The sequence below is a fragment of the Xanthomonas sp. BRIP62409 genome (genome assembly GCF_003992965.1).
Lineage (GTDB): Bacteria > Pseudomonadota > Gammaproteobacteria > Xanthomonadales > Xanthomonadaceae > Xanthomonas > Xanthomonas euroxanthea.
This window is the reverse complement of the sequence record NZ_QEZJ01000006.1, coordinates 18,540-40,942: the sequence shown is the minus strand read 5'-3', so window position 1 is coordinate 40,942 and position 22,403 is coordinate 18,540. Positions and strand designations below refer to the sequence as shown.

16 protein-coding genes and 2 other RNA genes are annotated in these 22,403 nt (G+C 67.3%); 10 read left to right on the top strand and 8 right to left on the bottom strand.

The window, feature by feature from the left end; all coding sequences use genetic code 11:
* Nucleotides 1-147 precede the first annotated feature (147 nt).
* On the bottom strand, nucleotides 148-1,467 hold the full coding sequence (locus tag EO170_RS00530) for an MFS transporter (RefSeq protein ID WP_126941748.1): 1,320 nt from the start codon (nucleotides 1,465-1,467) through the stop codon (nucleotides 148-150).
* Nucleotides 1,468-1,734: 267 nt separating this feature from the next.
* Here EO170_RS00530 and EO170_RS00525 point away from each other — a divergent pair, with 267 nt between their 5' ends.
* The 3 genes from EO170_RS00525 (at nucleotide 1,735) to EO170_RS00510 (ending at nucleotide 6,568) form a co-directional block, all read left to right on the top strand.
* A complete protein-coding gene (locus EO170_RS00525; protein ID WP_164740849.1) occupies nucleotides 1,735-4,191 on the top strand; it encodes a TonB-dependent receptor in 2,457 nt (818 codons plus the stop codon).
* Between the two features lie 34 nt (nucleotides 4,192-4,225).
* Nucleotides 4,226-6,145, top strand: a complete 1,920-nt coding sequence (locus EO170_RS00520; protein ID WP_126941744.1) for an amylosucrase — start codon at nucleotides 4,226-4,228, stop codon at nucleotides 6,143-6,145.
* Nucleotides 6,146-6,493: 348 nt separating this feature from the next.
* Nucleotides 6,494-6,568, top strand: a non-coding RNA gene (locus EO170_RS00510) — sX9 sRNA.
* A gap of 68 nt (nucleotides 6,569-6,636) precedes the next feature.
* Here EO170_RS00510 and EO170_RS00505 read toward each other — a convergent pair.
* The 3 genes from EO170_RS00505 to rsgA all read right to left on the bottom strand — a co-directional run bounded on the left by EO170_RS00505 (nucleotide 6,637) and on the right by rsgA (nucleotide 9,912).
* Nucleotides 6,637-7,317 carry a type 1 glutamine amidotransferase domain-containing protein gene (locus EO170_RS00505; RefSeq protein WP_104584000.1) on the bottom strand — a complete coding sequence of 227 codons (681 nt, stop codon included), beginning with the start codon at nucleotides 7,315-7,317 and terminating at the stop codon, nucleotides 6,637-6,639.
* A gap of 238 nt (nucleotides 7,318-7,555) precedes the next feature.
* Nucleotides 7,556-8,818, bottom strand: coding sequence for a flavohemoglobin expression-modulating QEGLA motif protein (locus EO170_RS00500; RefSeq protein WP_126941742.1), 1,263 nt, complete (start codon nucleotides 8,816-8,818; stop codon nucleotides 7,556-7,558).
* A gap of 2 nt (nucleotides 8,819-8,820) precedes the next feature.
* On the bottom strand, nucleotides 8,821-9,912 hold the full coding sequence (gene rsgA / locus EO170_RS00495; protein WP_104648796.1) for a ribosome small subunit-dependent GTPase A: 1,092 nt from the start codon (nucleotides 9,910-9,912) through the stop codon (nucleotides 8,821-8,823).
* 152 nt (nucleotides 9,913-10,064) lie between these two features.
* Between rsgA and EO170_RS00490 the strand changes: the two genes are divergently transcribed.
* Genes EO170_RS00490 through EO170_RS00480 form a run of 3 tightly spaced genes read left to right on the top strand, consistent with a single transcriptional unit; the run spans nucleotide 10,065 to nucleotide 12,688 of the window.
* A complete protein-coding gene (locus tag EO170_RS00490; protein ID WP_126941740.1) occupies nucleotides 10,065-11,336 on the top strand; it encodes a pyridoxal phosphate-dependent aminotransferase in 1,272 nt (423 codons plus the stop codon).
* A 2-nt stretch (nucleotides 11,337-11,338) separates the two neighbouring features.
* Nucleotides 11,339-11,959 carry an SGNH/GDSL hydrolase family protein gene (locus tag EO170_RS00485; RefSeq protein ID WP_126941752.1) on the top strand — a complete coding sequence of 207 codons (621 nt, stop codon included), beginning with the start codon at nucleotides 11,339-11,341 and terminating at the stop codon, nucleotides 11,957-11,959.
* A gap of 57 nt (nucleotides 11,960-12,016) precedes the next feature.
* Nucleotides 12,017-12,688: a methyltransferase gene (locus tag EO170_RS00480; RefSeq protein WP_104648793.1), complete on the top strand. Its 672-nt coding sequence runs from the start codon at nucleotides 12,017-12,019 to the stop codon at nucleotides 12,686-12,688.
* Between the two features lie 34 nt (nucleotides 12,689-12,722).
* Here EO170_RS00480 and EO170_RS00475 read toward each other — a convergent pair.
* The 3 genes from EO170_RS00475 to EO170_RS00465 all read right to left on the bottom strand — a co-directional run bounded on the left by EO170_RS00475 (nucleotide 12,723) and on the right by EO170_RS00465 (nucleotide 16,553).
* A non-coding RNA gene (locus tag EO170_RS00475) (sX9 sRNA) lies at nucleotides 12,723-12,798 on the bottom strand.
* Nucleotides 12,799-13,284: 486 nt separating this feature from the next.
* Complete coding sequence (locus tag EO170_RS00470) at nucleotides 13,285-15,474, bottom strand: TonB-dependent siderophore receptor (protein ID WP_126941738.1); 2,190 nt, start codon at nucleotides 15,472-15,474, stop codon at nucleotides 13,285-13,287.
* A 287-nt stretch (nucleotides 15,475-15,761) separates the two neighbouring features.
* The gene (locus EO170_RS00465; protein WP_206513955.1) at nucleotides 15,762-16,553 is read right to left on the bottom strand and encodes a polysaccharide deacetylase family protein; all 792 of its coding nucleotides are present in this window, start codon (nucleotides 16,551-16,553) and stop codon (nucleotides 15,762-15,764) included.
* A 45-nt stretch (nucleotides 16,554-16,598) separates the two neighbouring features.
* Between EO170_RS00465 and grxD the strand changes: the two genes are divergently transcribed.
* A complete protein-coding gene (gene grxD / locus EO170_RS00460; RefSeq protein ID WP_115677945.1) occupies nucleotides 16,599-17,525 on the top strand; it encodes a Grx4 family monothiol glutaredoxin in 927 nt (308 codons plus the stop codon).
* 219 nt (nucleotides 17,526-17,744) lie between these two features.
* Entirely contained in the window at nucleotides 17,745-18,614 is an 870-nt protein-coding gene (locus EO170_RS00455; protein WP_126941734.1) for a hypothetical protein, read from the top strand.
* Nucleotides 18,615-18,909: 295 nt separating this feature from the next.
* Here the strand turns inward: EO170_RS00455 and EO170_RS00450 are convergent, their stop codons facing one another.
* Nucleotides 18,910-19,470, bottom strand: coding sequence for a DUF924 family protein (locus tag EO170_RS00450; protein ID WP_126941732.1), 561 nt, complete (start codon nucleotides 19,468-19,470; stop codon nucleotides 18,910-18,912).
* Nucleotides 19,471-19,610: 140 nt separating this feature from the next.
* Here EO170_RS00450 and EO170_RS00445 point away from each other — a divergent pair, with 140 nt between their 5' ends.
* Together EO170_RS00445 and EO170_RS00440 are read left to right on the top strand one after the other, a co-directional pair.
* On the top strand, nucleotides 19,611-21,011 hold the full coding sequence (locus EO170_RS00445) for an amidohydrolase (RefSeq protein WP_126941730.1): 1,401 nt from the start codon (nucleotides 19,611-19,613) through the stop codon (nucleotides 21,009-21,011).
* Complete coding sequence (locus EO170_RS00440) at nucleotides 21,008-22,288, top strand: amidohydrolase family protein (protein ID WP_126941728.1); 1,281 nt, start codon at nucleotides 21,008-21,010, stop codon at nucleotides 22,286-22,288. Before EO170_RS00445 ends, EO170_RS00440 begins: the two co-directional genes overlap by 4 nt.
* The last annotated feature ends 115 nt before the right edge of the window (nucleotides 22,289-22,403 follow it).

Sequence of the window (22,403 nt, the reverse complement as noted above, 5' to 3'; positions counted from 1 at the left end):
GGATTGGGGATTGGGGAGTGGGGAATCGGGAATCGGGAATCGGGAATCGGGAATCGTAGGAGCGTGTGTCGGCGGCGGGTTGCACGCAATCGGTTGCTGCTGCCACGCTGCTTTTCTTAGTGCCGCAGTACGGCACTGCCGCGGCGGCTAGGCCGCCACGGCCCTGGGCTTGCGGACGCGTACGCACAGCATCGCCACTGCGGCGGCCAGCATCAGCGCGCCGGCCAGGCGGATCACGTTGCGCGGGTCGCCATGCAACAGCCACGCGTAGTACAGCGGCAGGGTGACGATCTGGATCAGCATCGGCAGCACGATGAACAGGTTGAACAGGCCCATGTACACACCGGTGCGCTCGGGCGGAATGCTGTCGGCCAGCATCAGGTACGGGTTGCCCATCATGCTGGCCCAGGCCAGGCCGATGCCGATCATCGGCAGCAACATCAGCCAGCGGTCCTGGATGCCCGGCAACACCCACATGCCGACCCCGGCCGCGACCAGGCAGGCCGCGTGCGTGTACTTGGGGCCGATGCGGCGCACCACCGGCACCATCGCAAACGCGGCCAGAAACGCGATGAAGTTGTAGAACCCGCCGATCTGCCCATTGACCAGGCCGGCCTCGCGGAAGCCATGCGAGTTGGCGTCGGTGGTGCCGAACAAGCTGGTCGACAGCGACAGCACGATGTATTGCCAGTAGCAGAAGATCGCATACCACTGGAACAGCATCACCGGCGCGAGCTGGCGCATGGTGGGCGGCATCGCGCGCAGGGCGCCGTAGATTTCGCGCACGGTGGCGCCCAGGCCGGCACCGGTCTGGCGCATCCGCGCGATCTCTGCCGGCGCGATCGCCGGCTCGCGCACGCTGCGCGCGGTGAGCAGGATCGAGGCCGCGGAGAACCCCGCACCGATCACGAACGCGGCGATGGTGACGTAGGGAATATGGTGCGCATTGGCGGCGTCCTGGTTCATGCCCATCCACACCAGCATCGGCGGGGTGAGATAGGCCAGCGTCTGCGCAAGCCCGGTGAACGCGCTTTGGGTCAGATACCCCAGCGGCCGCTGCGGTGGCGCCAGCACATCGCTGACCAAGGCGCGGTATGGCTCCATTGCCACGTTGTTGGCCGCATCCAGGATCCACAGCAGGCATACCGCCATCCACAACGCGGTGCTGAACGGCATCGCCAGCAGGCACAGGCTGCACACCAGCGCCCCCAGCACCATGTACGGCATGCGCCGGCCCCAGCGGGTCACCGAGCGGTCGCTCCACGCACCGACGAACGGTTGCAGGACCAACCCGGTGATCGGCCCGGCCAGCCACAGGTACGGCAGGCTGGCGTGATCGGCGCCCAGATAGTTGTAGATCGGGCTCATGTTGCTCTGCTGCAGGCCGAAGCTGTATTGCACGCCGAAGAAGCCGGCGTTGAGCGCCAGGATGCGCGCGAAGGAGAACGGGGTGGCGGTCGACGACATGCAAGGCCCTGGGCATCGGTGCGGCTCCCAGTGGCCGCAGCGCACTGTACCCTGCCGCCTCTGCAATCGATTGTAACGCTGCGCCGCAACACGCTTTCGCTTTCAAACAAACAAGCTCGCAGGCACCGAAACGATGCTGCAGCGCAAGATTGCAATCGATTGTATTGCAGCGTATTACTGCGCTCGCACTGCAGGCCACACGGCCACTCCCTGGGAGGGGACGATGCAGGCGTCGGCCTACCACCATCCGTGAAAGAGAGAACCGCAATGCCCACCTTGCACACCCTGCGCCTGCATGCCCTGGCCTGCGCGGTCGTTTCCTGCCTGTGCGCGCCCGCCGCGCTGGCGCAGGACGCGGCCACCGCCGCACCCGTCACGCCGCCGGCCGCCGACAGCGCCGCGGTCAACCTGGATTCGGTGTTCGTCACCGGCACCTCCACCGCCACCACCAAGTTGAAGTCCAGCGTGTCGGTCAGCACCGTCGGCGCCGAGGCGATCGAACAGTCGGCGCCGCGAAGCACCGCCGAAATCTTCCGCAACATTCCCGGCATCCGCTCCGAATCCAGCGGTGGCGAAGGCAATGCCAACATCGCCGTGCGCGGCCTGCCGGTCGCCTCCGGCGGCGCCAAGTTCCTGCAGCTGCAGGAAGACGGCCTGCCGGTGATGGAATTCGGCGATATCGCCTTCGGCAACGCGGACATCTTCCTGCGCTCGGATTTCACCCTGGACCGCATCGAAGCCATCCGCGGCGGCTCGGCATCGACGTTCACCAGCAATGCGCCCGGCGGCATCATCAACTTCATCAGCAAGACCGGCGACACCGCAGGTGGCAGCGTCGGCGTGAGCCGCGGCCTGGATTACGACAACACCCGCGTGGACTTCGACTATGGCGCGCCGTTCGCGGAAAACTGGCAGTTCAACATCGGCGGCTTCTTCCGCCAGGGCGATGGCGTGCGCGATGCCGGCTACACCACCGACAAGGGCGGCCAGCTCAAGGCCAACCTGACCCGGCTGTTCGAGAACGGCTACGTGCGTGTCTACGGCAAATACCTCAACGATCGCGCCGCCGGTTATCTGCCGGTGCCGACCTCCGTGCGTGGCCGCGACGGTTCGCCGGACCTGGGTGGTTTCGCCGGTTTCGATCCGGGCAACGACACCTTGTACAGCCGCAATTTCCGCAGCGATGTCGGCCTGGACGGCAACAATCGGCCGCGCCGCACCGACCTGGGCGACGGCATGCATCCGATCTCGCGCACCATCGGCGCCGAGGCCTGGTTCGACCTGGGCAACGGCTGGAACCTGAGCGAGAAGTTCCGCATCGCCGACAACAGCGGCCGCTTCGTCAGCCCGTTCCCGGCCGAGGTCACCGATGCCGCCACGCTCGCCGCCTCCATCGGCGGCGCCGGCGCGCAACTGGTGCAGGCCAGCGGCCCGGACGCCGGCCAGGCCTACACCGGCAACGCGATCCGCACGCATCTGTTCAACGTGGCGATCAACGACCTGGGCAACGTCACCAACGACCTCAGCGTCTCGCGCGAGTTCGGCAGCGACGGCCGCACGCTCAACCTGCGCATGGGCTACTACAGCTCGCGCCAGACCATCGACATGGACTGGACCTGGAACTCCTACGTGCAGAGCCTGGGCCGCGATTCGCGCCTGCTCAACGTGGTCGATGCCGGCGGCGTGTCGCGCTCGCAGAACGGTTTGTATGCGTACGGCACTCCGTTCTGGGGCGATTGCTGCAACACGCGCAGCTACGACGTGCGCTACGACGTCAACGCACCCTATCTCGCGCTCACCTTCGACAGCGGCAAGTTCAGCATCGACGGCAGCCTGCGTTACGACATGGGCGATGCACGCGGCAACTATGCCGGCACCGCGATCGCACAGAACCTGGACGTCAACGGCGACGGCGTGATCCAGCCGGTGGAACAGCGCGTGGCCACGGTCGACACCGCCAACGCGCGGCCGGTGGATTACGACTGGAATTACCTGTCGTATTCGCTGGGCAGCAACTACCTGATCAACGAGGACCTGGGCGCGTTCGCGCGCATCAGCCGCGGCGCCCGCGCCAATGCCGACCGCCTGCTGTTCGGGGTGATCCGCGACGATGGCTCGGTCTCCTCCGACGAAGGCGTCAACGTGGTCCGCCAGGCCGAAGCCGGCCTGAAGTGGCGCCGCGACGGGCTGAGCCTGTTCGCCACCGCGTTCTCGGCGCGCACCGAGGAGCAGAACTTCGAAGTCACCAGCCAGCGCTTCTTCAACCGCAGCTACGAAGCGCACGGCGTGGAGCTGGAAGCCAGCTACCGCTACGAGGGCTTCACCGTCAACGGCGGCCTGACCTGGACCGATGCGGAGATTTCCAGGGACCAGATCACCCCGGAAAACACCGGCAACGTGCCGCGTCGCCAGGCCGATGTGGTGTGGCAGCTCACCCCCAGCTACCGCGGCGACGGCTACCAGTTCGGCGTCAACCTGATCGGCACCACCGATGCCTACACCCAGGATTCCAACCAGCTGAAGATGCCCGGCTATACGCAGGTGAACCTGTTCGGCGACTACCGCGTGACAGACGCACTCACCGTCGCGCTCAACGTCAACAACCTGTTCAACACCTTCGGCCTGACCGAGGCCGAGGAAGCCAGCATCCCGGCCAACGGCATCATCCGCGCGCGTTCGATTGCCGGCCGCACCACCAGCATCAGCCTGCGCTACGACTTCTAAGGACCCCTCGCCGGGTTCGTCCCGGCGCCTGCCAATGAGCACCTCCCCCACCGATCTCACTGCAGTGCGCGCGGCCTTTGCCGCGCCGCTGGACCCGCAGCGTGCGAGCACGCTGTTGCCACGCTTCGACCGGCACGCGCCGCGCCTGCTGGATGCCCTGCACACCCTGTACGGCGCACGCCCCGACACGGCGGGCTGGCTGACGCAGTGGATGGCTGCGTTGGGCAGCCTCGCACAGCAGCGCCCGCAACCGCTGCAACAGCTCGACACCGCGCGCCAGCCCGGCTGGTTCGGCGAGCAGCACATGCTGGGCTACAGCGCCTACGTGGACCGCTTCGCCGGCACGCTGCAAGGGGTGGCCGAACGCGTGCCGTACCTGCAGGAGCTGGGCGTGCGCTATCTGCACCTGCTGCCGTTCCTGCGCGCACGCGCCGGCGATAACGACGGCGGCTTTGCGGTCAGCGATTACGGCCAGGTCGAACCGAGCCTGGGCAGCAACGACGACCTGGTCGCGCTGACCACGCGCCTGCGCGAGGCCGGCATCAGCCTGTGCGCCGATTTCGTGCTCAACCACACCGCCGACGACCACGCCTGGGCACAGGCGGCGCGGGCCGGCGATGCGCGCTATCTCGACTACTACCATCACTTTGCCGACCGCAGCCTGCCCGACCAGTACGAAACCACGCTGGGACAGGTCTTCCCGCACACCGCACCCGGCAACTTCACCTGGGTGGACGCCACCGGCCGGTGGATGTGGACCACGTTCTATCCGTATCAATGGGATCTGAACTGGAGCAACCCGGCGGTGTTCGGCGAGATGGCGCTGGCGATGCTGCAGCTGGCCAATCTGGGTGTGGAAGCCTTCCGTCTGGATTCCACCGCGTATCTTTGGAAGCGCACCGGCACCGACTGCATGAATCAACCCGAGGCGCATACCCTGCTGGTGGCGCTACGCGCGGTCACCGACATCGTTGCGCCGTCGGTGGTGATGAAGGCCGAAGCCATCGTGCCGATGACGCAATTGCCGCCCTACTTCGGCAGCGGTGCGGACCAGGGCCACGAATGCCACCTGGCCTATCACAGCACGCTGATGGCGGCCGGCTGGTCGGCGCTGGCCTTGCAACGCGGCGACATCCTGCACGATGTCATCGCGCATAGCCCGCCGCTGCCGGCCAACTGTGCATGGCTGAGCTATGTGCGCTGCCACGACGACATCGGCTGGAACGTGCTGCAACACGAAGCCGCCGGCAACGCCGCGCAGCAGCCATTCGCGCTGCGCGATGTCGCGCGTTTCTATGCCAACCAGGTGCCGGGCAGTTATGCGCGTGGCGAGAGCTTCCAGAGCAGCGGCGATGGCGTGCACGGCACCAATGGCATGGCCGCGGCACTGGCCGGCATCCAGGCCGCGCAGGAATCCGGTGACGCGGCGGCGTTGCGCATGGCGGTGGATCGGCTGGTGTTGCTCTATGCCATCGCACTGGCGATGCCGGGCGTGCCGTTGATCTATATGGGCGACGAACTCGCCTTGTCCAACGATATCGGCTACCGCGACGATCCGCAGCGTCGGCACGAAGGCCGCTGGCTGCATCGCCCGGCAATGGATTGGCAGCGTGCAGCACAGCGCGATGTTGCAGCCAGCGTGAGCGGCACGGTGTATCGCCGGCTACGTGGATTGATCCGGCAGCGTGCCGCGCTGCCCGCACTGGCTGCCAGTCAGGCGCTGGGCAGCATTGCGCTGGGCGATTCACGTCTGTTTGCGTTGACCCGTGGCGATGACTTTGTGGCCGTACACAACTTCGGCGAGCAACCGCTGACGGTGGAGCTTGCCGCACTTGGGGGCGGCCGGTGGACTGTGTTGGCTGATGGCAGCGAGGCGGCTACCGAATCGCTGGGCGATGCCATGCAGCTGATGCTGCCGGCTTATGCGGTGCGCTGGCTGGAGCGCATTGCTTGAACGATATGGTGCAGGTTCGTAGCGCTACTGCAGGGCGGACGATCTGCGGCCAGAGCGGACGATCTGTGACCTAGCTGCCGGGCCCTTGCCCGCCCACCATCGCGGAACACGCCGCAAGTACGTCCGTGTAGGCTCTTACGCGGCATCCATGCCGCGTAAGAGCCCGCGACGGTCCGCGGGCAAGAGCCAATCTGGATGGTCGGTGCGCTTGATGACAAACACCGGATTGCATCGGGCTGTCGGATGCCGCTGCATTCGGATGCCGCTGCATTTTGAAGGCGCACGATAGAATCGCTAAGAACTCCTGCGCTCAGCGTTGGAAGGATGCGGCCGCCGCTCGGCACCGGTGTATCCCACGCGTACACGCCGGTTGCTCCGCACCTTCCGCGCCCACCGACGAATGATCGCTACGCTTTGTTCGCCGCTCCAGATCAAACGCCGCACTGTCTTTCCGGTGGCCGTCCTTGCGCCACCATGGGACAACCGAAGAATCAGCGCTTCGACAACTCGAGCAACGCTTCGGCCGCCTTTTCCGAAGACGCGGGGTTCTGGCCGGTGACCAGCATGCCGTCAGTGACCACATGCACGCCCCAGTCGGCGCCCTTCTCGTAGCGGCCGCCGAGCTCGGTCAGCACGTCTTCGACCAGGAAAGGCACGATCTTGGTCAGGCCCACGCCCTCTTCCTCGCCATTGGTGAAGCCGGTGACGCGGCGGCCGTTGACCAGCGGCTTGCCATCGCTGCCCTTGACGCGGCGCAGCGCGCCCGGTGCGTGGCACACCAGGCCATGCGGCTTGTTGGCCACGGCGAACGCTTCGATCAGCGCGATCGAATCCGCGTCTTCGGCCAGATCCCACAACGGACCATGGCCGCCCGGGTAGAACACCGCATCGAAGTCCTCTGCCTTCACGTCTGCCAGGCGATGCGTACTTGCCAGGGCCTTTTGCGCGTCGGCGTCCTGCTTGAAGCGCTTGGTCGCTTCGGTCTGCGCGTCGGGCTCGTCGCTCTTGGGATCCAGCGGCGGTTGGCCGCCCTTGGGCGAGACCAGGGTGATGTCGGCGCCGGCATCCTTGAACACGTAGTACGGCGCGGCGAACTCTTCCAGCCAGAAGCCGGTCTTCTTGCCGGTATCGCCGAGCTGGTCGTGGGACGTGAGCACCATCAGGATCTTCATCGCATTGCCTCGCATCATGGCCCGTCTCGGGCGAGGCAACCAGTGTCCGGATCAGCCCGTTGCAACATCGTGTAGAACGCGTCTGCGCGACGCATGCGGTTCAGCGCCACGTGGGGCGGCGATGCAATCAAGGCGGGCGGCTGCGCCGCCCAGCATCCACGAGTGAGGTGCGACTAGCGGCAGCGCGCTGCGCGCTTGCACCTGCCCGGCGCCTGTTCGCAAGCTGGCGTAACGATGGTCAGACATTCATTGCCGGCGGCTGCAGCTGATCCATGCGGATGCGGTTGGCGAACAACGAAAACGCCAGCATGCCGGCCAGCCCGCTGACCCGGCTCACCCACGGCGGCAACCAGCGCGGTGCGACCAGCACGCCGCTGTCGAACAAGGGCGCAAGGCGCGCCACATCGCCCAGCGCCATCTTGCCGGCGAACAGGTAGCGGCATAGCTGCAGCTGGTCGCGCTGCAAGGCATGCCGGAAGAACGTATGCACCGCGACCAGCCCGCGCAGGTACACCGTGTCCTTGGTGAAGGCGCCGCCGCCGGAGGTCGGCACGCCGCGGAATACCCGCTGCGCCGAGGAAAAGCTCTCCGCCGCGCTCTGCCCGCCGGCAGTGAAGTAACGGAACACCTCGATGAAATCCGCGCCCGAGCGCGCCATCGCAATCGCCTCGATGCGCAGGCTGATGCGCTTCATGCGTTCGATGTCGATGCTGCCGGTGATCTGCTCGGCAAAGGTGGCCAGGCCTTCCTGCGTGGCGGTGGTGCGCGGCGAGGAAATGCCCAGGCTGGGCAGGTGCAGCTGCGCGCGCCCGTTGAGCGCGGTGAGCGAATGCACCAGCGCCTCGTGATGGAACAACTGCGCGCGGTCGTAATCGCTGAAGGTGGCGCCCGTGCGCAGGCGGATGCGGTGTGCACCTGCGGCGGCCTTGGCCAGCAGATCCGGATCCAGCGTGACGGTGATGATGCGCCCTTCGAAGAACGCGTCCAGATCGTTCTGCAGTTGCATGCGCAAGGCGGTGGCCGACACCGGCACCTGCTCTTCGGGCGCCAGCAGCTCGCGGTCCAGCTCCTGCGCGATCTGGATGAAATGCCGCGCCGCCTCGCGCGTGCTCGGGCCGTTGCCCGGCATCGGGTCGTCCGGCACGCCGAACAGCTGCGCCGAGTAGTCGCTGACTGCGGAAGTGCCCAGCGACTCCAGCAGGCCGGCGGCCAGATCCCAGCTATGGGTCGAATCGATCAGGTAGGCGCCGATCGGATGGTGCGGGTCGGCCGCCCTGGCGATCGCGGACAGTTCGCGCCGGGTGTCGCCAAAGTCCAGCGCCGGGTACTCCACCTGCGGCAGCTCCGGTTGCCCGCGCGCCACGCTCTGCAGGAACGGCTCCTGCAGCGAGCGCGGCCAGCTCGCCAGCGCCAGCAGGCGCACGCCACGCACGGCCTTGACCAGGCGCGCATCCAGCGCCGCGTGGTGGACGATGTCCGGCGGGCCCTTGCGCGATGGCATGTTCAGCGTCGCCCGGTGCGATCGACGCTGGCGGGCCGCCGGCCCGATCCCTTGCCCCGGTTGTTCTGTGCCAGGCGCGTAGCGAGCTTTTCGGCCGCAGCGGCCACTTCCACGCGCAGCTTCATGTAGTTGGCCACCCGCTCCGGATCCAGCGTATCGGCCTCGATCGCCGCACGCACCGCACAACCGGGCTCGGCGATATGCGCGCAATCGTTGAAACGGCACTGCGCCGCCAGCGCCTCCACATCGGAGAAGCCACCCTCGGCCAGATCCTCTTCGCCGGTGGGCTTGAGCTCGCGCATGCCGGGCGTGTCGATCAGGCAGGCGCCGGACGGCAACGGAATCAAGGCGCGATGGGTGGTGGTATGCCGGCCACGCGAATCGTTCTCGCGCACCGCATTGGTCTTCATCTTCTGCGACCCGAGCAGGGTATTGGTTAGCGTCGACTTGCCGGCGCCCGACGAGCCCACCAGCACCGCGGTACGGCCATCGCCCAGCCACGGCCGCAGTGCCGCCACGCTCTCGGGATCCTTGGCATTGACCGCGCGCAACGGGATGTTCTGCGCCTCCAGCTCTTCCAGCACCGCCAGTGCATCCTCGGCGTACTCGGTCTGGTCGGCCTTGGTCAGCACCACCACCGGCTCGGCACCGCCGCCGCCGACCAGCAGCAGATAGCGTTCGATGCGGCGCGGATTGAAGTCCGCATCCAGCCCGCACACGATGAACACCGTATCGATGTTGGCCGCGATCACCTGCTGGTGGTAATGCTCGCCGGCCGCACCGCGCTTGATCGAGGTGCGCCGTGGCAGCAAGGCCACGATGCGCTTGCCCTCCATCAGCACCCAATCGCCCACCGACGCCCGCTCATGGCTGGGAAACCGCGGCCGCTGCCACTCAGGCAACGACTCGGCCTTGAGGCTGGCCTCCGGCGTATCGGCCACCACATAGCCGGTGCGGTGCTGTTCCACCACCCGCGCCGGCAGCGCCTGCGGATGCGCGGCGAACAGTGCCTGCCAGGCCGGGTCCTCGGCAGGGCCAGGCCAGGGCCAGCCAATGGATTGGAGGGTGGGGTAATCGGGGGGTGCGTTGCTCATGGGGCGATTCTAGCTGGCTGGCCGCAGCGGCTTGTGCAATCGGCCCTGCGCCGGCCCTGAAGCGCCCCTTGACATCGTTGCCGATGCAAGCATGTCCGCCTGTCCTATTTCCGCTACCATGCCAAGCCTCACGCCTACAACCGGCCCGTCGCATGTCCACTGCCCCGCAAAAGCCGCTCGCCATCCGCGAGCGTCTGTCCGAAGTCCGCTACGAAATCCGGGGCGAGCTGGCGCGACGAGCGCGGGAGCTGGAGGCGCAGGGCCGCAAGCTGATCAAGCTCAATATCGGTAACCCAGGCGCGTTCGGGTTCCGTGCGCCCGAGCATCTGCAGCGCGCGATCGCCGACGACATGGGCCGCACCGATCCGTACACCCATCAGCAAGGCCTGCCGGAAGCGCGCGAGGCCATCGCCACCGCATATGCGCGGCGCCAGCATCCGGATGCGCATCCGGACCGCATCTTCGTCGGCAACGGCGTCAGCGAGCTGATCGACCTGTCGCTGCGTGCGCTGCTCAATCCCGGCGACGAAGTGCTGGTGCCCTCGCCCGACTATCCGCTGTGGTCGGCCGCCACCATCCTCAACGATGGCCGTCCGGTGTACTACCGCTGCGCGCCGGAAAACGGCTTCCAGCCGGACCCGGTGGAGATCGAGACGCTGGTGTCCTCGCGCACCCGCGCCATCGTGCTGATCAATCCGAACAACCCCAGCGGCGCCAGTTATTCGCGTGAGTTGCTGGAGCGCATCGTGGCCATCGCCAGCAAGCACAACCTGCTGCTGATGGTCGATGAAATCTACGACCAGGTGCTCTACGACGGCGCCGCCTTCGTGCCGGTGGCGCCACTGGCCGGTGCGCACCCGTGCATCACCTTCAGCGGCCTGAGCAAGGTGCACCGCGCCTGCGGCTGGCGGGTGGGCTGGGCGCTGTTGTCGGGCGAGCAGTCGCGCATCAATGACCTGCGCAACGCGATGGACCTGCTCGGCGCGCTGCGGCTGTGCGCCAACGTGCCGGGCCAGTACGCCATCGATGCGGCCGTCAACGGGCCCGACACCATCTCGGCGCTGTGTGCGCCGGGCGGCCGTCTGTACGAAACCCGCCGCGCGGTGATCGAGGCCTGCGCGGCCAGCGAGCACCTGTCGCTGGTGGCGCCGGCCGGTGCGCTGTATGCATTTCCGGCAGTGGTCGGGCCGGCCGCGCGCAACTTCGACGACCACGCATTCGCGCTCGACCTGATGAACGAGGAAGGCGTGCTGGTGGTGCCGGGGTCCAGCTTCAACGTGCCCTACCGCCACCACTTCCGCGTCACATTGATGCCGGAGGCGGCGGTGATGCGCGATGTGTTCGCACGCATCGACCGTGCGCTGGCGCGCCGCGCCGAGGCGGTGACCAAGGTGGTGCCGCTCAAGTCGCGCAGCGTGGCGTGACGGTGGTGGCCGGCACGCCGTTGCGCTATCTGGCGCTCGGCGATTCCTACACCATCGGCGAAGGGGTCGCCCCCGGGCAGCGCTGGCCGCTGCAACTGGTGGACGGTTTGCGTGCCTACGGCTGGAACGTGGCGCCGCCGCAGATCATCGCCACCACCGGCTGGACCACCGACGAATTGCAGGCCGGTCTGGATGCCGCTGCGCCGCAGGGGCCGTTCGATCTGGTGAGCCTGCTGATCGGCGTCAACAATCAGTACCGCGGGCGTTCGCTGGACGAGTACCGCAGCCAGTTCGATGCGTTGTTGCTGCGTGCAATCGACTTGGCCGGCGGTATTGCGCCGCGCGTGTTCGTGCTGTCGATTCCGGACTGGGGGCTGACCCCGTTTGCGCATGCGCAAGGCGGCGATGCGGCGCTGATCGGTGCCCAGATCGATGCCTTCAACAGCGTGGCCGCCGAACGTTGCGCCGCACGCTCGGTACGCTTTGTCGACATCACCGCCACCAGCCGCGATGACGGCGCTGCTGCCGACATGCTGGTCGACGATGGCCTGCATCCCTCCGGCGCCATGTATGCGCGCTGGACCGTATTGGCACTGCCTGCAGCGCGCGATGCCCTAAGCTAGCCGCGCAACACGCCTCACTGCCAAGGAACGCCATTGCACAGCACCGCCACCCAACCCATGAGCCGCACACAGGCGCTGGCGATCGCGCGCGCATTTCTGCCGCCGCATCCGCTGGGCAATCGCTACGACTACTACTACACGCAGGCCAAGCTGCGCACCGATCCGCTGTATCCGGGCGTGCTGGCCGAATTGCGCAGCACCACTGCGCCGGTGCTGGATCTGGGCTGCGGGCTGGGCCTGCTCGCGCACGCGTTGCGCGCCGACGGCCAGGCACTGGCGTATCACGGAGTGGATGTGGACGCGTCCAAGATCCGCCGCGCGCAGCACATCGCGCAGCGCTCGGCACTGGGCACTACGCAGTTCGCCGTGGTCGACCTGAGCGTGGCCTGGCCGCAACACCGCGGCAGCGTGACCATTCTGGATGTGCTGCAGTATCTGCAGGCCGACATGCAAGCCAGCCTGCTGCGCAGCGTGGCGCAGATGCTGACGCCGGGCGCGAAGCTGGTGATCCGCAGCGCATTGGGCGATGCCAGCAGCCGTGGCCGCACCAGCCGCGTGACCGACGTGCTGGCGCATCTGAGCGGCTGGATGCAGCGCATGCCGCGCAGCTATCCCACCCGCGACAGCCTGCAGGCGCAGCTGGATGCCGCCGGTCTGCGTGCCACCTTTGCGCCGTTGTACGGCAACACCCCGTTCAACAACTGGCTGATCGTGGCCGAGCCGCGCTGAGGCCGTGCACAACGTGCCTGGCTCGATTCAGAACGGCTGATGAAACGTAACGCACGTTCGCCGGACGGATGTGGACGGCACGCAGAAACCGGGGTGTACGCGTAGCACATGCCGCAACGGGCACCGGCCGCGCAGCCGTTTTGACAGCCGCTGTTGACGTCATGCGGATGATCCTGGGCCACGTTGTTCGAGGGCGGTGCACCACCGCCCCAGAGAATCCGCTGGTTGCCTTGTTGAAAGCTGTGCACACGGACCATCCCGACGGGTCCTTGCCCGCCCACCGTCGCGGGACCTTACGCGGCATGGATGCCGCGTAAGAGCCTACAAGGACGTACTTGCGGCGTGTCCTGCGATGGTGGGCAGGCAAGGGCCCAGCAGCCAAGCCGCAGATCATCCGCTCTACAACTGATCCATCCGCGATGACCAATCACTTCGAGACAACCAGGTCACCGAGTCGCCGCGCCGTTTAGACGCAGGCAAATGCCTGGTTCGCCGAGTGCGCGGTGCCCTCATCGCTCATGGGACACGCCGTGAACCCGTCCGTGGAGGCTGGGTAGCGGCATGGATACCGTCAAAGCCTGTCGTCTGGAGCAAGGTCAGAACTTCCAGGACAGCGTCAGCTCCACATCGCGCGGGTCGCCGTAGATCAACTGGCTCTGGTAGACGATGTTGGCGTAGTAGGTGCGGTCGAACAGGTTGCGCACGTTGAGCTGCGCCGACCATGCCTGGTTGATGTCGTAGCGCGCCATTGCGTTGGCCAGCACCACGCTGCCCTGGGTCAGCCGCTGCGTGCCGCCCTGTGGCGCGGACATCAAGTCGTGGATGGCCGACTGCCAGCTCAGGCCACCGCCCACGCGCCACGGGCCGGTCTGCCAGCTGGTGAACAGGGTGGCCTCGCGACGCGGGCTGGTCGGATTGACATCGACGCCGCTGGCATCATTGGCATCGAACTGGGCAAAGCCGAATGCAATCCGCCATTGCTCGGACAGCTGCCCATCGAGCTGGAACTCCACGCCCTGGCTGACCGTGCCCTTCGCCGCGAGGAAGGCCTGAGTGGTGGTGCCCGGCACCAGTTGCCCGGGATCGTTGACCGCCAGGTTGTCCTGCTCGATCCGGAACAACGCCAGTGCCGCATTGAGCTGGCCGCCGAGGTATTCGCCCTTGGCACCGACCTCGTAGCTGTTGCCTTCCAGCGGGGCGAGATAGCGCCCGCCGCGATCGCGGTTGTTTTGCGGCTTGAAGATGCCGGTATAGCTGGCATAGAGCGAATGGTGCTCGTCCACATCCAGGATCAGGCCGGCGTACGGCGTGGTGCGGCCACGGCGCTCGTAGGTGTTGGCCGGCACTAGTTGATCGCTGTTCTTCCAGTCGGTGACGCGCGCGCCGACGATGGCGGTAAGCGCGTCGGTCAGGCTGAAACGGCCGGCGGCATAGGCGGCCACCTGGCGCACATCGCGTTCTTCGCCCTTCACCAGCGGCGTCCATTGCGGCTGCGCCATGCTGCCGGTCCAGGCGTAGACGCTTTCGGCCGTCAGTAACTGTGACGGCTCGGGCCCGTTGGACCAGCTGCGCACGTTGCGGTTCATCCAGGTGGCACCGGCGATCAGCTCGTGGTTGCGGCCCCACCAGGTCAGCGGCACGCTGAGGTAGGCATCCAGGCTGTTCTGCGCAGTGAGTGTGGGATAGCGCCCGCCAAAGTTGGTGGCAAGGCCCAGGCCGGTAGCGCGGTCCGGGTAATCGAAGTAGCCGAACAGCACCGACTTCCAATCGGCTTCGAAACGCTGATGCGAGTACTCCACGTGCAGCTGCGCACCGTTGTCGAAGCGATGGGTCAGGCCGGCGAAGGCATTGGTGGTGTCGGCTACGCCGCGCGCCCAGCGCGGCGTGAACGAATCCGAGCGTGCAAAGTCGGTGCGGCTGCCGTCGCTGAAGTACGCCGGCACGCCGCCCCAGGTGGTCCCGCGGCCGTCGTTGCGCTGCTTGTTGACGCCGGCATAGCCGCGGGTGGCGTCGCTGAAATCGGCATCGACGATGCCGTAGAACAGCGACGATTGCTTGCTGTAGTAATCGCGGAACGACTGCTTGTCTTCATAGCTGGTCACCACCCGTCCACGCACGTTGCCGGCGGCGTTCAAGGGCGATTGCAGGTCGAGCGTGCCGCGATAGCGGTCCCAGCGCCCTGCCGACAGATCGACGCGGCCGGTGAGCACGTCGCTGTCGGCATGCTTGCGCACAAGGTCGATCGATGCTGCCGGGTTGCCCGCACCGGAGGTCAGGCCGTTGGCGCCGCGGACGATTTCCACCCGGTCGTAGATCGCCATGTTCTGCTGCACATCGCCGGTGTAGTCGGTGGGAATGCCGTCGATGCGGTAGTAGTCCACTTCGAAGCCGCGCGCGTTGATGTAGGTGCGCTCGGTGTCCCAGGTCGGCGAGTTGAAGCCGGCGACGGTGTCGGTGACGTCCTGCAGCGATTGCAGGTTGCGGTCGACGATCTGCTGGCGGGTCACCACCACCACCGACTGCGGCGTCTCGCGCAGCGACAGCTCCAGCCGGGTCGAACTACGCGCGACATCGGCAGTGTAGGAATCGGTGCCTTCGGTCGCGGCACCGCGATGGGCCTGGATCTGCAGGCGGTCCAGATCGACCGGGTCGCGCGTGCTCGATTGCGCCGCAGCCGCCAATGGCCATGCGCAGGCCAGCGCCAGCAGGGAGGACGCCAGCGGGAGCTGCGGCGAACGGAGATCCGCACGCATGGGCGTGCGCGCAGAGACGATGCGATGGGACATGGGGTCAGCCTCAAGAGCGGATATGGCCGTCGATGACGGCTTGAGGCTGGCGTCGGCAGCGCCCTCGAAAGGCGCGCACCGTTTGCTGGCTGGGGGGCGCATGGTCGATCCACGTTAAATCGCTGTCAATACATGCGTGGATCAGCGCCGGGTTTCGACGCCGCTGGCTCCGGGCGGCTCCGCCACTACAGACGATGCACCATACCGGAGCAGGTCCGGCAGACACGGACGATGGATCATCCCTGCGTGGGCCCGCGTCACCTCATCGCGCCGCGGTTCGCAGGACCTCAGTCCGGACGCCGCCCGGCCAGGCCGCGCGCGCGCATCGCCTCCAGTACGCCGCGCAGGATGGTGAGGTTGTGTCCGTGCGCGGCGCCCTCGTGCAGCAGCACGATGGCGCCGGGGCGCAGGTCGCGCACGATGCGGGCCACGGTGGCATCCGGCTCGCAACGCACCCCGTCGAAACCGCGCGCGCTCCAGGCCACGCGGGTCAGCCCATGCGCCCGCAGCGGCGAGGCGACGAAGGGATTGGTCATGCCCACCACCGAGCGGTACAGCCGTGGCGCCTGCCCGGTGATGGTGGCCAGCACGCGCTGCGCCTGGCCGATTTCCTGCGCCATGCGATGCGGTCCCAGCGCCCAGAACCAGGCCTGCGGATGGGTATGGCTGTGGTTGCCGATGCCGTGCCCGCGACGCACGATCTCGCGCACCAGTTCAGGCCGCTGCTCGGCGCGGGCGCCGACCACGAAGAAGGTGGCCTTGGCATCGAAGGCGTCCAGCAGTTCCAGCATCGCCGGGGTGTCGTCGGAGGGGCCGTCGTCGATGGTCAGCCATACCTGCGGGGCGCGGCCCGGCAGGCGCGCCAGCACCGGCGCGTACAGACGCGCGCGCGGCAGGAACACCGGCACCACGAACGCCGCATGCGACAGCAGCAACGCCGGCACGCCCCAGACCCAGCCCAGATGCCACCACAGCAGCGCCACCGCTGCCTGCGAGAGGGCCAGCAGGCCGACCCAGCGGTAGGGGTGCGAGGGGATGCGATACAGCGTTTGAAGCGTGGTCATGCCGCATGATGCCATGCGGCGTAGAATGCCCGGACTCCACGATCTGACCGAAGTGCTGCCATGTCCCTCGATCCCGCCCTGCGTTCCCGCATCGATACGCTGCTGCAATCCAGCCGCGTGGTGCTCTTCATGAAAGGCCAGCCCGGCATGCCGCAGTGCGGTTTTTCGGCCAAGGCGGTCGGCGTGCTGGACGGCCTGGGCATCGACTATGCCCACGTCAACGTGCTGGCCGACCAGGAGATCCGCGAAGGCATCAAGGCCTATGGCGACTGGCCGACCATTCCGCAGCTGTATGTGGACGGCGAGTTGATCGGCGGCAGCGACATCATCCTGCAGATGGCCGACAGCGGCGAGTTGAGCAGCATGCTCGGCCTGCAGGCGCCAGACCGGACTCCGCCCAGGATCACCATCACCCCGGCCGCGGTCGAGATGCTCAAGGGCGCGCTGGCCGATGCGCCGGATGCCTCGCTGACGCTGGCCATCGATGCCAACTTCCAGCCCAACTTCCAGCTGGCGCCGACCAACCCGAACGCCATCGCTGCCGAGTCCAACGGCCTGCGCGTGCAGTTCGACCTGGCCAGCGCCCGCCGCGCCGACGGCATCACCATCGACTGGGTGGACGACATCCGTGGTCGTGGCCTGGCCATCGACAATCCCAATGCACCCAAGCCGGTGCAGGAGCTGTCGGTGCGCGATGCCGACGACCGCCTGAAGGCCGGTACGCTGACCCTGGTGGACGTGCGCCCGGCCGACGAACGCGCCCTGGCCACGGTTGCCGCGCCGTTCCGCACGCTGGATGCGCACGAGCGCGCCGCCATCGAGCAGTTGCCCAAGGACACCCCGCTGGCGTTCCTGTGCCACCGCGGCGGGCGCAGCCTGCAGGCGGCCGAGCACTTCCGTGGCCTGGGCTTCAGCAACGTCTACAACGTCACCGGCGGCATCGACGCATGGTCGGACGAAGTGGACAACGGCGTGGCCAAGTACTGAGGCCAGACGGCGGATCGCCAGGAGGGCACGGCCGGTGCCCTTCAGCTGCATGCAGTCCGCAGGCACGATGGTCACCGCACGGCATCCACGCCCGACGGCAGCCGGCTGGAATCGCCCGCCAGTTTCTTAAGCCGCGTTTGCTACGTTGCATACCCCGAAACGGGCGCTCCACGGAGCGTCCGTTTTTTCATGGATCGCCACCCACAAGGACTTGCTGCAATGCACACCCGCCTGCCCGCTCTCGTAATGGCCGCGCTGTTGCCGCTGGCCGCACAGGCCGCCGAACCGGCGCGCGCGGTCATGCTGGTACAGACCTACGACAGCCAGCCGACCGAAGACCCGCTGGAATACGTTCCGGTGTGGCTGGGTCGCGGCGTCGCGAAGGAGTCCAGCATGCCCAGGTCGCTGCTGAGCCAGCCGCTGCAGGTCTTCGATGCGGGCGTGTCCACCGGCAGCGTGCAGCTTGCGTCGCTGACCGTCGATGACAACAGCATGTGCGGCGGCACCGCAAAACTGCGTTTGAAGGGCACCGCAACGCTGTCCAATTCGCCGTTGTTGGCGACGGTGGATCTCAATCCCGGCAAGCGCTTTGCGACCCGCAATGCCACCGCTGCCGAACAGACCGAGCTGTTGCGCCAGGTCGGGGAGACCGCGCAGCTGCGCAAGAGCGTCACGCCTGCGGCGATGGCCCAGGCGTTGACGGCATTCACTGCAGATCGTGCACAGGATCTGGCGGCGCTGCAGGTCTTTACCGACGCCGGGCAGCCACAGCGACGTGTGGCCGTGCTGACCTCCAATCACCCGACCAGAACCGGCAACCCGGACAACCCGACCGGCGTCCTCGTGGTGCTTGCGATCTTCGAACACGACGGCAGCCGCTGGCAGTTCCGCAAGGGCAGCGCGGCCAGCGGCTGCGACGATTGCGAAGACCTGCCACTGCGCACGCATCTGCTGCAGTTCGGCGATATCGACGGCAACGGCACGCTCGACTTCGTGCTGTCGGAAAGCGGCTACGAGAGCTATGGCTTCTATCTGCTGCTGGGCGAAGGCACCAACTGGCGTTCGGAAGGCCTGATGGGCGGCTGTTGATCAGCTGCAGCACGATGGCCGATGCCCGTATCGGTATCGGCGCCGCGCTGCATGACCGGCGGGATCCAGAAAAAACGCTGCTCGTCCTCGTGCAAGTCATCCGCGCATCGGCGGCGCCAAGCCATTGATGTCACGGCGTGACTGCACGATATCGATCGGCGGTTGACATCGCGCGCAGGTGAGTCATCGATCGATCCGCATCGATCACTGCACCCGATCCGCCTGCCCAGACGCACGTGCGCAGTGCGGGAAAGCCGCAGCGGCGTGCAAGCGCGCAGGCCACAGCCGCCGTCCCTCAGCCGGCAAATCCACCGTCGTCGAGAAACCGCTGCTCTTCGGCGGTGGTTTCACGCCCCAGCACCGCATTGCGATGCGGGAAGCGTCCGAAGCGCTGGATGATCTGCTGGTGCTCCACCGCCCAGCGCGTGGTTTCCGCATCGTCCAGCGCGGTGATCAGCTGCACCGAACGCGCCTGCGCCTGCAGGTCTTCGGCATGCTCGAACGGCAGATAGAAAAACAGCCGCAACTGCGCCGAGACCTGCTGATCGAAGCCGCTGGCGAGCGCCTGCCGCGCGCAGGACAGCGCCAGGCCGTCGGTGGCGTAGGCATGCGCGCTGCCGCGGAACGCGTTGCGCGGGAATTGGTCGAGCAGGATCAGCAAGGCCAATGCATCCTCCGCGCGTTCCATCCAGTGCGCATACTCGCCACGCGCCGCCGCAAAGTGCTGTTCGCTGAAATGCTGGCGGAAGTTGGCATCGAACGCATCGTTGTGGGTGAACCAGCGGGCCGAGCCGGCCAGCTCCCAGAAAGCCAGCACCACATCGGCCTGTTTGTTGCGTTCTGATTTGACGATCATCGACGTTTCCCCTGACGAATACGGCATAGCATGCCCATGCGCATGTGATGAGGCCGCCGCCACCGGCAATGCAGCACTTGGCAAGCACGCCGCCGGCCGCTAGGTTTGCGGCTGACGTTTTCGTTACACCGGGGAAATCCATGCGTTCCATCCTGTTCGCCGCCCTTGGCGCGGCGCTGCTGTGCGGGCCTGCGTCTGCGGCATCGCGTTTCGTGCAAGACCCCTATCCCAGCACCTACCACGCGCTCGCGTCCGGTCCGGTGCTGATCCAGCACGCCACGGTGCTCACCGGCACCGGCCAGCGGCTGGACGACGCCGACGTACTGCTGCGCGACGGCAAGGTGGCTGCGGTCGGGCGCGGGCTGGAGGCGCCGTCCGATGTGCGCCGCATCGACGGCACCGGCAAGTGGGTCACCCCCGGCATCATCGACGTGCACTCGCATCTGGGCGTGTATCCCAGCCCCGGCGTCAGTGCGCACAGCGATGGCAACGAGATGACCGCACCGGTCACCCCGAACGTGTGGGCCGAGCATTCGATCTGGCCGCAGGACCCCGGCTTCGGCACCGCCCTGGCCGGCGGCGTCACCTCGCTGCAGGTCCTGCCGGGCTCGGCCAACCTGATCGGCGGGCGCGGCGTCACCCTCAAGAACGTGGCCTCCACGACCTACCAGGGCATGAAGTTTCCCGGTGCGCCCTGGGGCCTGAAGATGGCCTGCGGCGAGAACCCCAAGCGCGTGTACGGCGAGAAGGGCGGCCCCGCCACCCGCATGGGCAACGTGGCCGGCTACCGCGCCGCCTTCATCGATGCGGCCGAGTACCTGCAGAAGAACGCACCGAAGAAGAAGGCCGAAAAGAAGCGCCACTGGTGGAGCCGCGGCGGCGACAACGACAGCAGCGGCGATGCCGGCGGCAAGCGCGATCTCAAGCTCGATACGCTGGCCGGCGCGATCAACGGCGACATCCGCGTGCATATCCACTGCTACCGCGCCGACGAGATGGCGACCATGCTGGACCTGTCCAAGGAATTCGGCTTCCACATCGCCGCCTTCCACCACGGCGTGGAAGCCTACAAGCTGGCCGACCGGCTGGCGCAGGACAACGTCTGCGGCGCGCTGTGGGCCGACTGGTGGGGCTTCAAGATGGAAGCCTTCGACGGCATCCAGGAAAACATCGCGCTGGTCGACCGCCCGGCCAACAGCTGCGCCATCGTGCATTCGGATTCGGAAGAAGGCATCCAGCGCCTGAACCAGGAAGCGGCCAAGGTGCTCGCCAACGCGCGCCGCAGCGGCATGGAGATCCCGCCCGAACGTGCGATCCGCTGGCTCACCAGCAACGCCGCCAAGGCGCTGGGCATCGAGCAGCAGACCGGCGCACTGGAGCCGGGCAAGATGGGCGATGTGGTGGTGTGGAACGGCAATCCCTTTAGCTCCTACGCACTGGCCGAACAGGTCTACATCGACGGCGCGCAGGTCTACGACCGCCGCAACCGCGCACTGCAGCCGGTCTCGGACTTCATGCTCGGCCAGGAGGTGGCACGATGAGCCGCGCAACCTTCGTTCGCCCGCGTCTGCGCGCGATCTCCGCAATGGTCCTGGCAGTGCTGGCACTGCCCGCATTCGGCCAGCAGGTGCTGATCCGTGGCGCCACCGTGCATACCGCCACCGCACAAGGCACGCTGCGCGATACCGATGTGCTGGTGCAGGGCGGGGTGATCCGCGCGATCGGCCGCAACCTGGCCGTGCCCACCGATGGCCGCGTGGTCGAGGCCAGGGGCCGCCCGCTGACGCCGGCCTTGTTCGGCGGCATCACCGAGATCGGCGTCGAGGAAGTCTCCGGCGAAGACAGCACCGTGGACAGCGGCGTCAAACTCAGCGACCAGCCGATGCGCCCGGAATTCGACGTCACCCTGGCCTACAACCCCGACTCGGTACTGGTTCCGGTGGCGCGCGTGGAAGGCATCGGCTTCACTGCATTGGGCGCGACCACCAGCGGTGCCTTCATCGCCGGGCAAGGCGGCGTGGTGCGGCTGGACGGCAGCCCGGACCCGGTCGGCCCGCATGCCTTGTTCATCCGCATCGGTGCGGCGGCATCCGATCTGACCGGCAGCTCGCGTGCCGCGCAATGGATGCTGCTCGACCAGCTGGTGGCCGAAGCGCGCGGACGCGTGCCGGCCGATTCGCCGCACGCGTTGCTGACCCCGGTCGGCCGCAGCGTGCTGGCCAAATACCTGGCCGGGCAGGGCCGCATCGTGGTGCAGGTGGAGCGCGCCGCCGACATCCGCCAGCTGCTGCGTTGGGCGCAGCGCGAAAAGGTACGCATCGCCATTGCCGGCGGCACCGAGGCCTGGAAGCTCGCACCGCAGCTGGCGCAGGCCAACGTCCCGGTGCTGGTGGACGCGCTGGCGGACCTGCCGTCCACCTTCGACCAGATCGGCGCGACGCTGGAAAACGCCGCACGTCTGCGCGCGGCCGGCGTGGAGGTCAGCTTTGCCCAGAGCGGCGATGCCTCGCACAACGCACGCAAACAGCGCCAGCTGGCCGGCAATGCGGTGGCCAACGGCTTGCCGTGGGAAGCGGGCCTGGCCGGCCTGACCCGGGTGCCGGCAGAGATCTTCGGCGTGGCCGATCGCATCGGCAGCATCGCGGTCGGCAAGCAGGCCGACCTGGTGCTGTGGGAAGGTGACCCGCTGGATGTCGCCCACTATGCCGAGCAGGTCTGGCTGGGCGGTCGCGACATGCCGATGCGTTCACGCCAGACCGAGCTGCGCGACCGTTACATGCAACCGGCCGGCGCGTTGCCGCGCGCCTATCTGAAGTGAGCGCAGGCGGCGCGCGTTTGCGCGCGCCGCCGGGGCGATACCGCCACATTGCGACAGCCGCCGTTGCCGCGCGGGCTGGCACACTGCATGCCCTCTCCGCCGGCAGCGTGCCGGC

Coding starts and splice junctions, on each gene's coding strand:
- rsgA (WP_104648796.1), bottom strand. CDS start 9,912: ATGAGCAACGCACCCCCCGATTACCCCACCCTCCAATCCATTGGCTGG.
- EO170_RS00440 (WP_126941728.1), top strand. CDS start 21,008: ATGAGCCGCGCAACCTTCGTTCGCCCGCGTCTGCGCGCGATCTCCGCA.
- EO170_RS00470 (WP_126941738.1), bottom strand. CDS start 15,474: ATGTCCCATCGCATCGTCTCTGCGCGCACGCCCATGCGTGCGGATCTC.
- EO170_RS00455 (WP_126941734.1), top strand. CDS start 17,745: ATGCACACCCGCCTGCCCGCTCTCGTAATGGCCGCGCTGTTGCCGCTG.
- grxD (WP_115677945.1), top strand. CDS start 16,599: ATGTCCCTCGATCCCGCCCTGCGTTCCCGCATCGATACGCTGCTGCAA.
- EO170_RS00465 (WP_206513955.1), bottom strand. CDS start 16,553: ATGGCATCATGCGGCATGACCACGCTTCAAACGCTGTATCGCATCCCC.
- EO170_RS00500 (WP_126941742.1), bottom strand. CDS start 8,818: ATGCCATCGCGCAAGGGCCCGCCGGACATCGTCCACCACGCGGCGCTG.
- EO170_RS00445 (WP_126941730.1), top strand. CDS start 19,611: ATGCGTTCCATCCTGTTCGCCGCCCTTGGCGCGGCGCTGCTGTGCGGG.
- EO170_RS00525 (WP_164740849.1), top strand. CDS start 1,735: ATGCCCACCTTGCACACCCTGCGCCTGCATGCCCTGGCCTGCGCGGTC.
- EO170_RS00520 (WP_126941744.1), top strand. CDS start 4,226: ATGAGCACCTCCCCCACCGATCTCACTGCAGTGCGCGCGGCCTTTGCC.
- EO170_RS00505 (WP_104584000.1), bottom strand. CDS start 7,317: ATGAAGATCCTGATGGTGCTCACGTCCCACGACCAGCTCGGCGATACC.
- EO170_RS00490 (WP_126941740.1), top strand. CDS start 10,065: ATGTCCACTGCCCCGCAAAAGCCGCTCGCCATCCGCGAGCGTCTGTCC.
- EO170_RS00450 (WP_126941732.1), bottom strand. CDS start 19,470: ATGATCGTCAAATCAGAACGCAACAAACAGGCCGATGTGGTGCTGGCT.
- EO170_RS00480 (WP_104648793.1), top strand. CDS start 12,017: ATGAGCCGCACACAGGCGCTGGCGATCGCGCGCGCATTTCTGCCGCCG.
- EO170_RS00530 (WP_126941748.1), bottom strand. CDS start 1,467: ATGTCGTCGACCGCCACCCCGTTCTCCTTCGCGCGCATCCTGGCGCTC.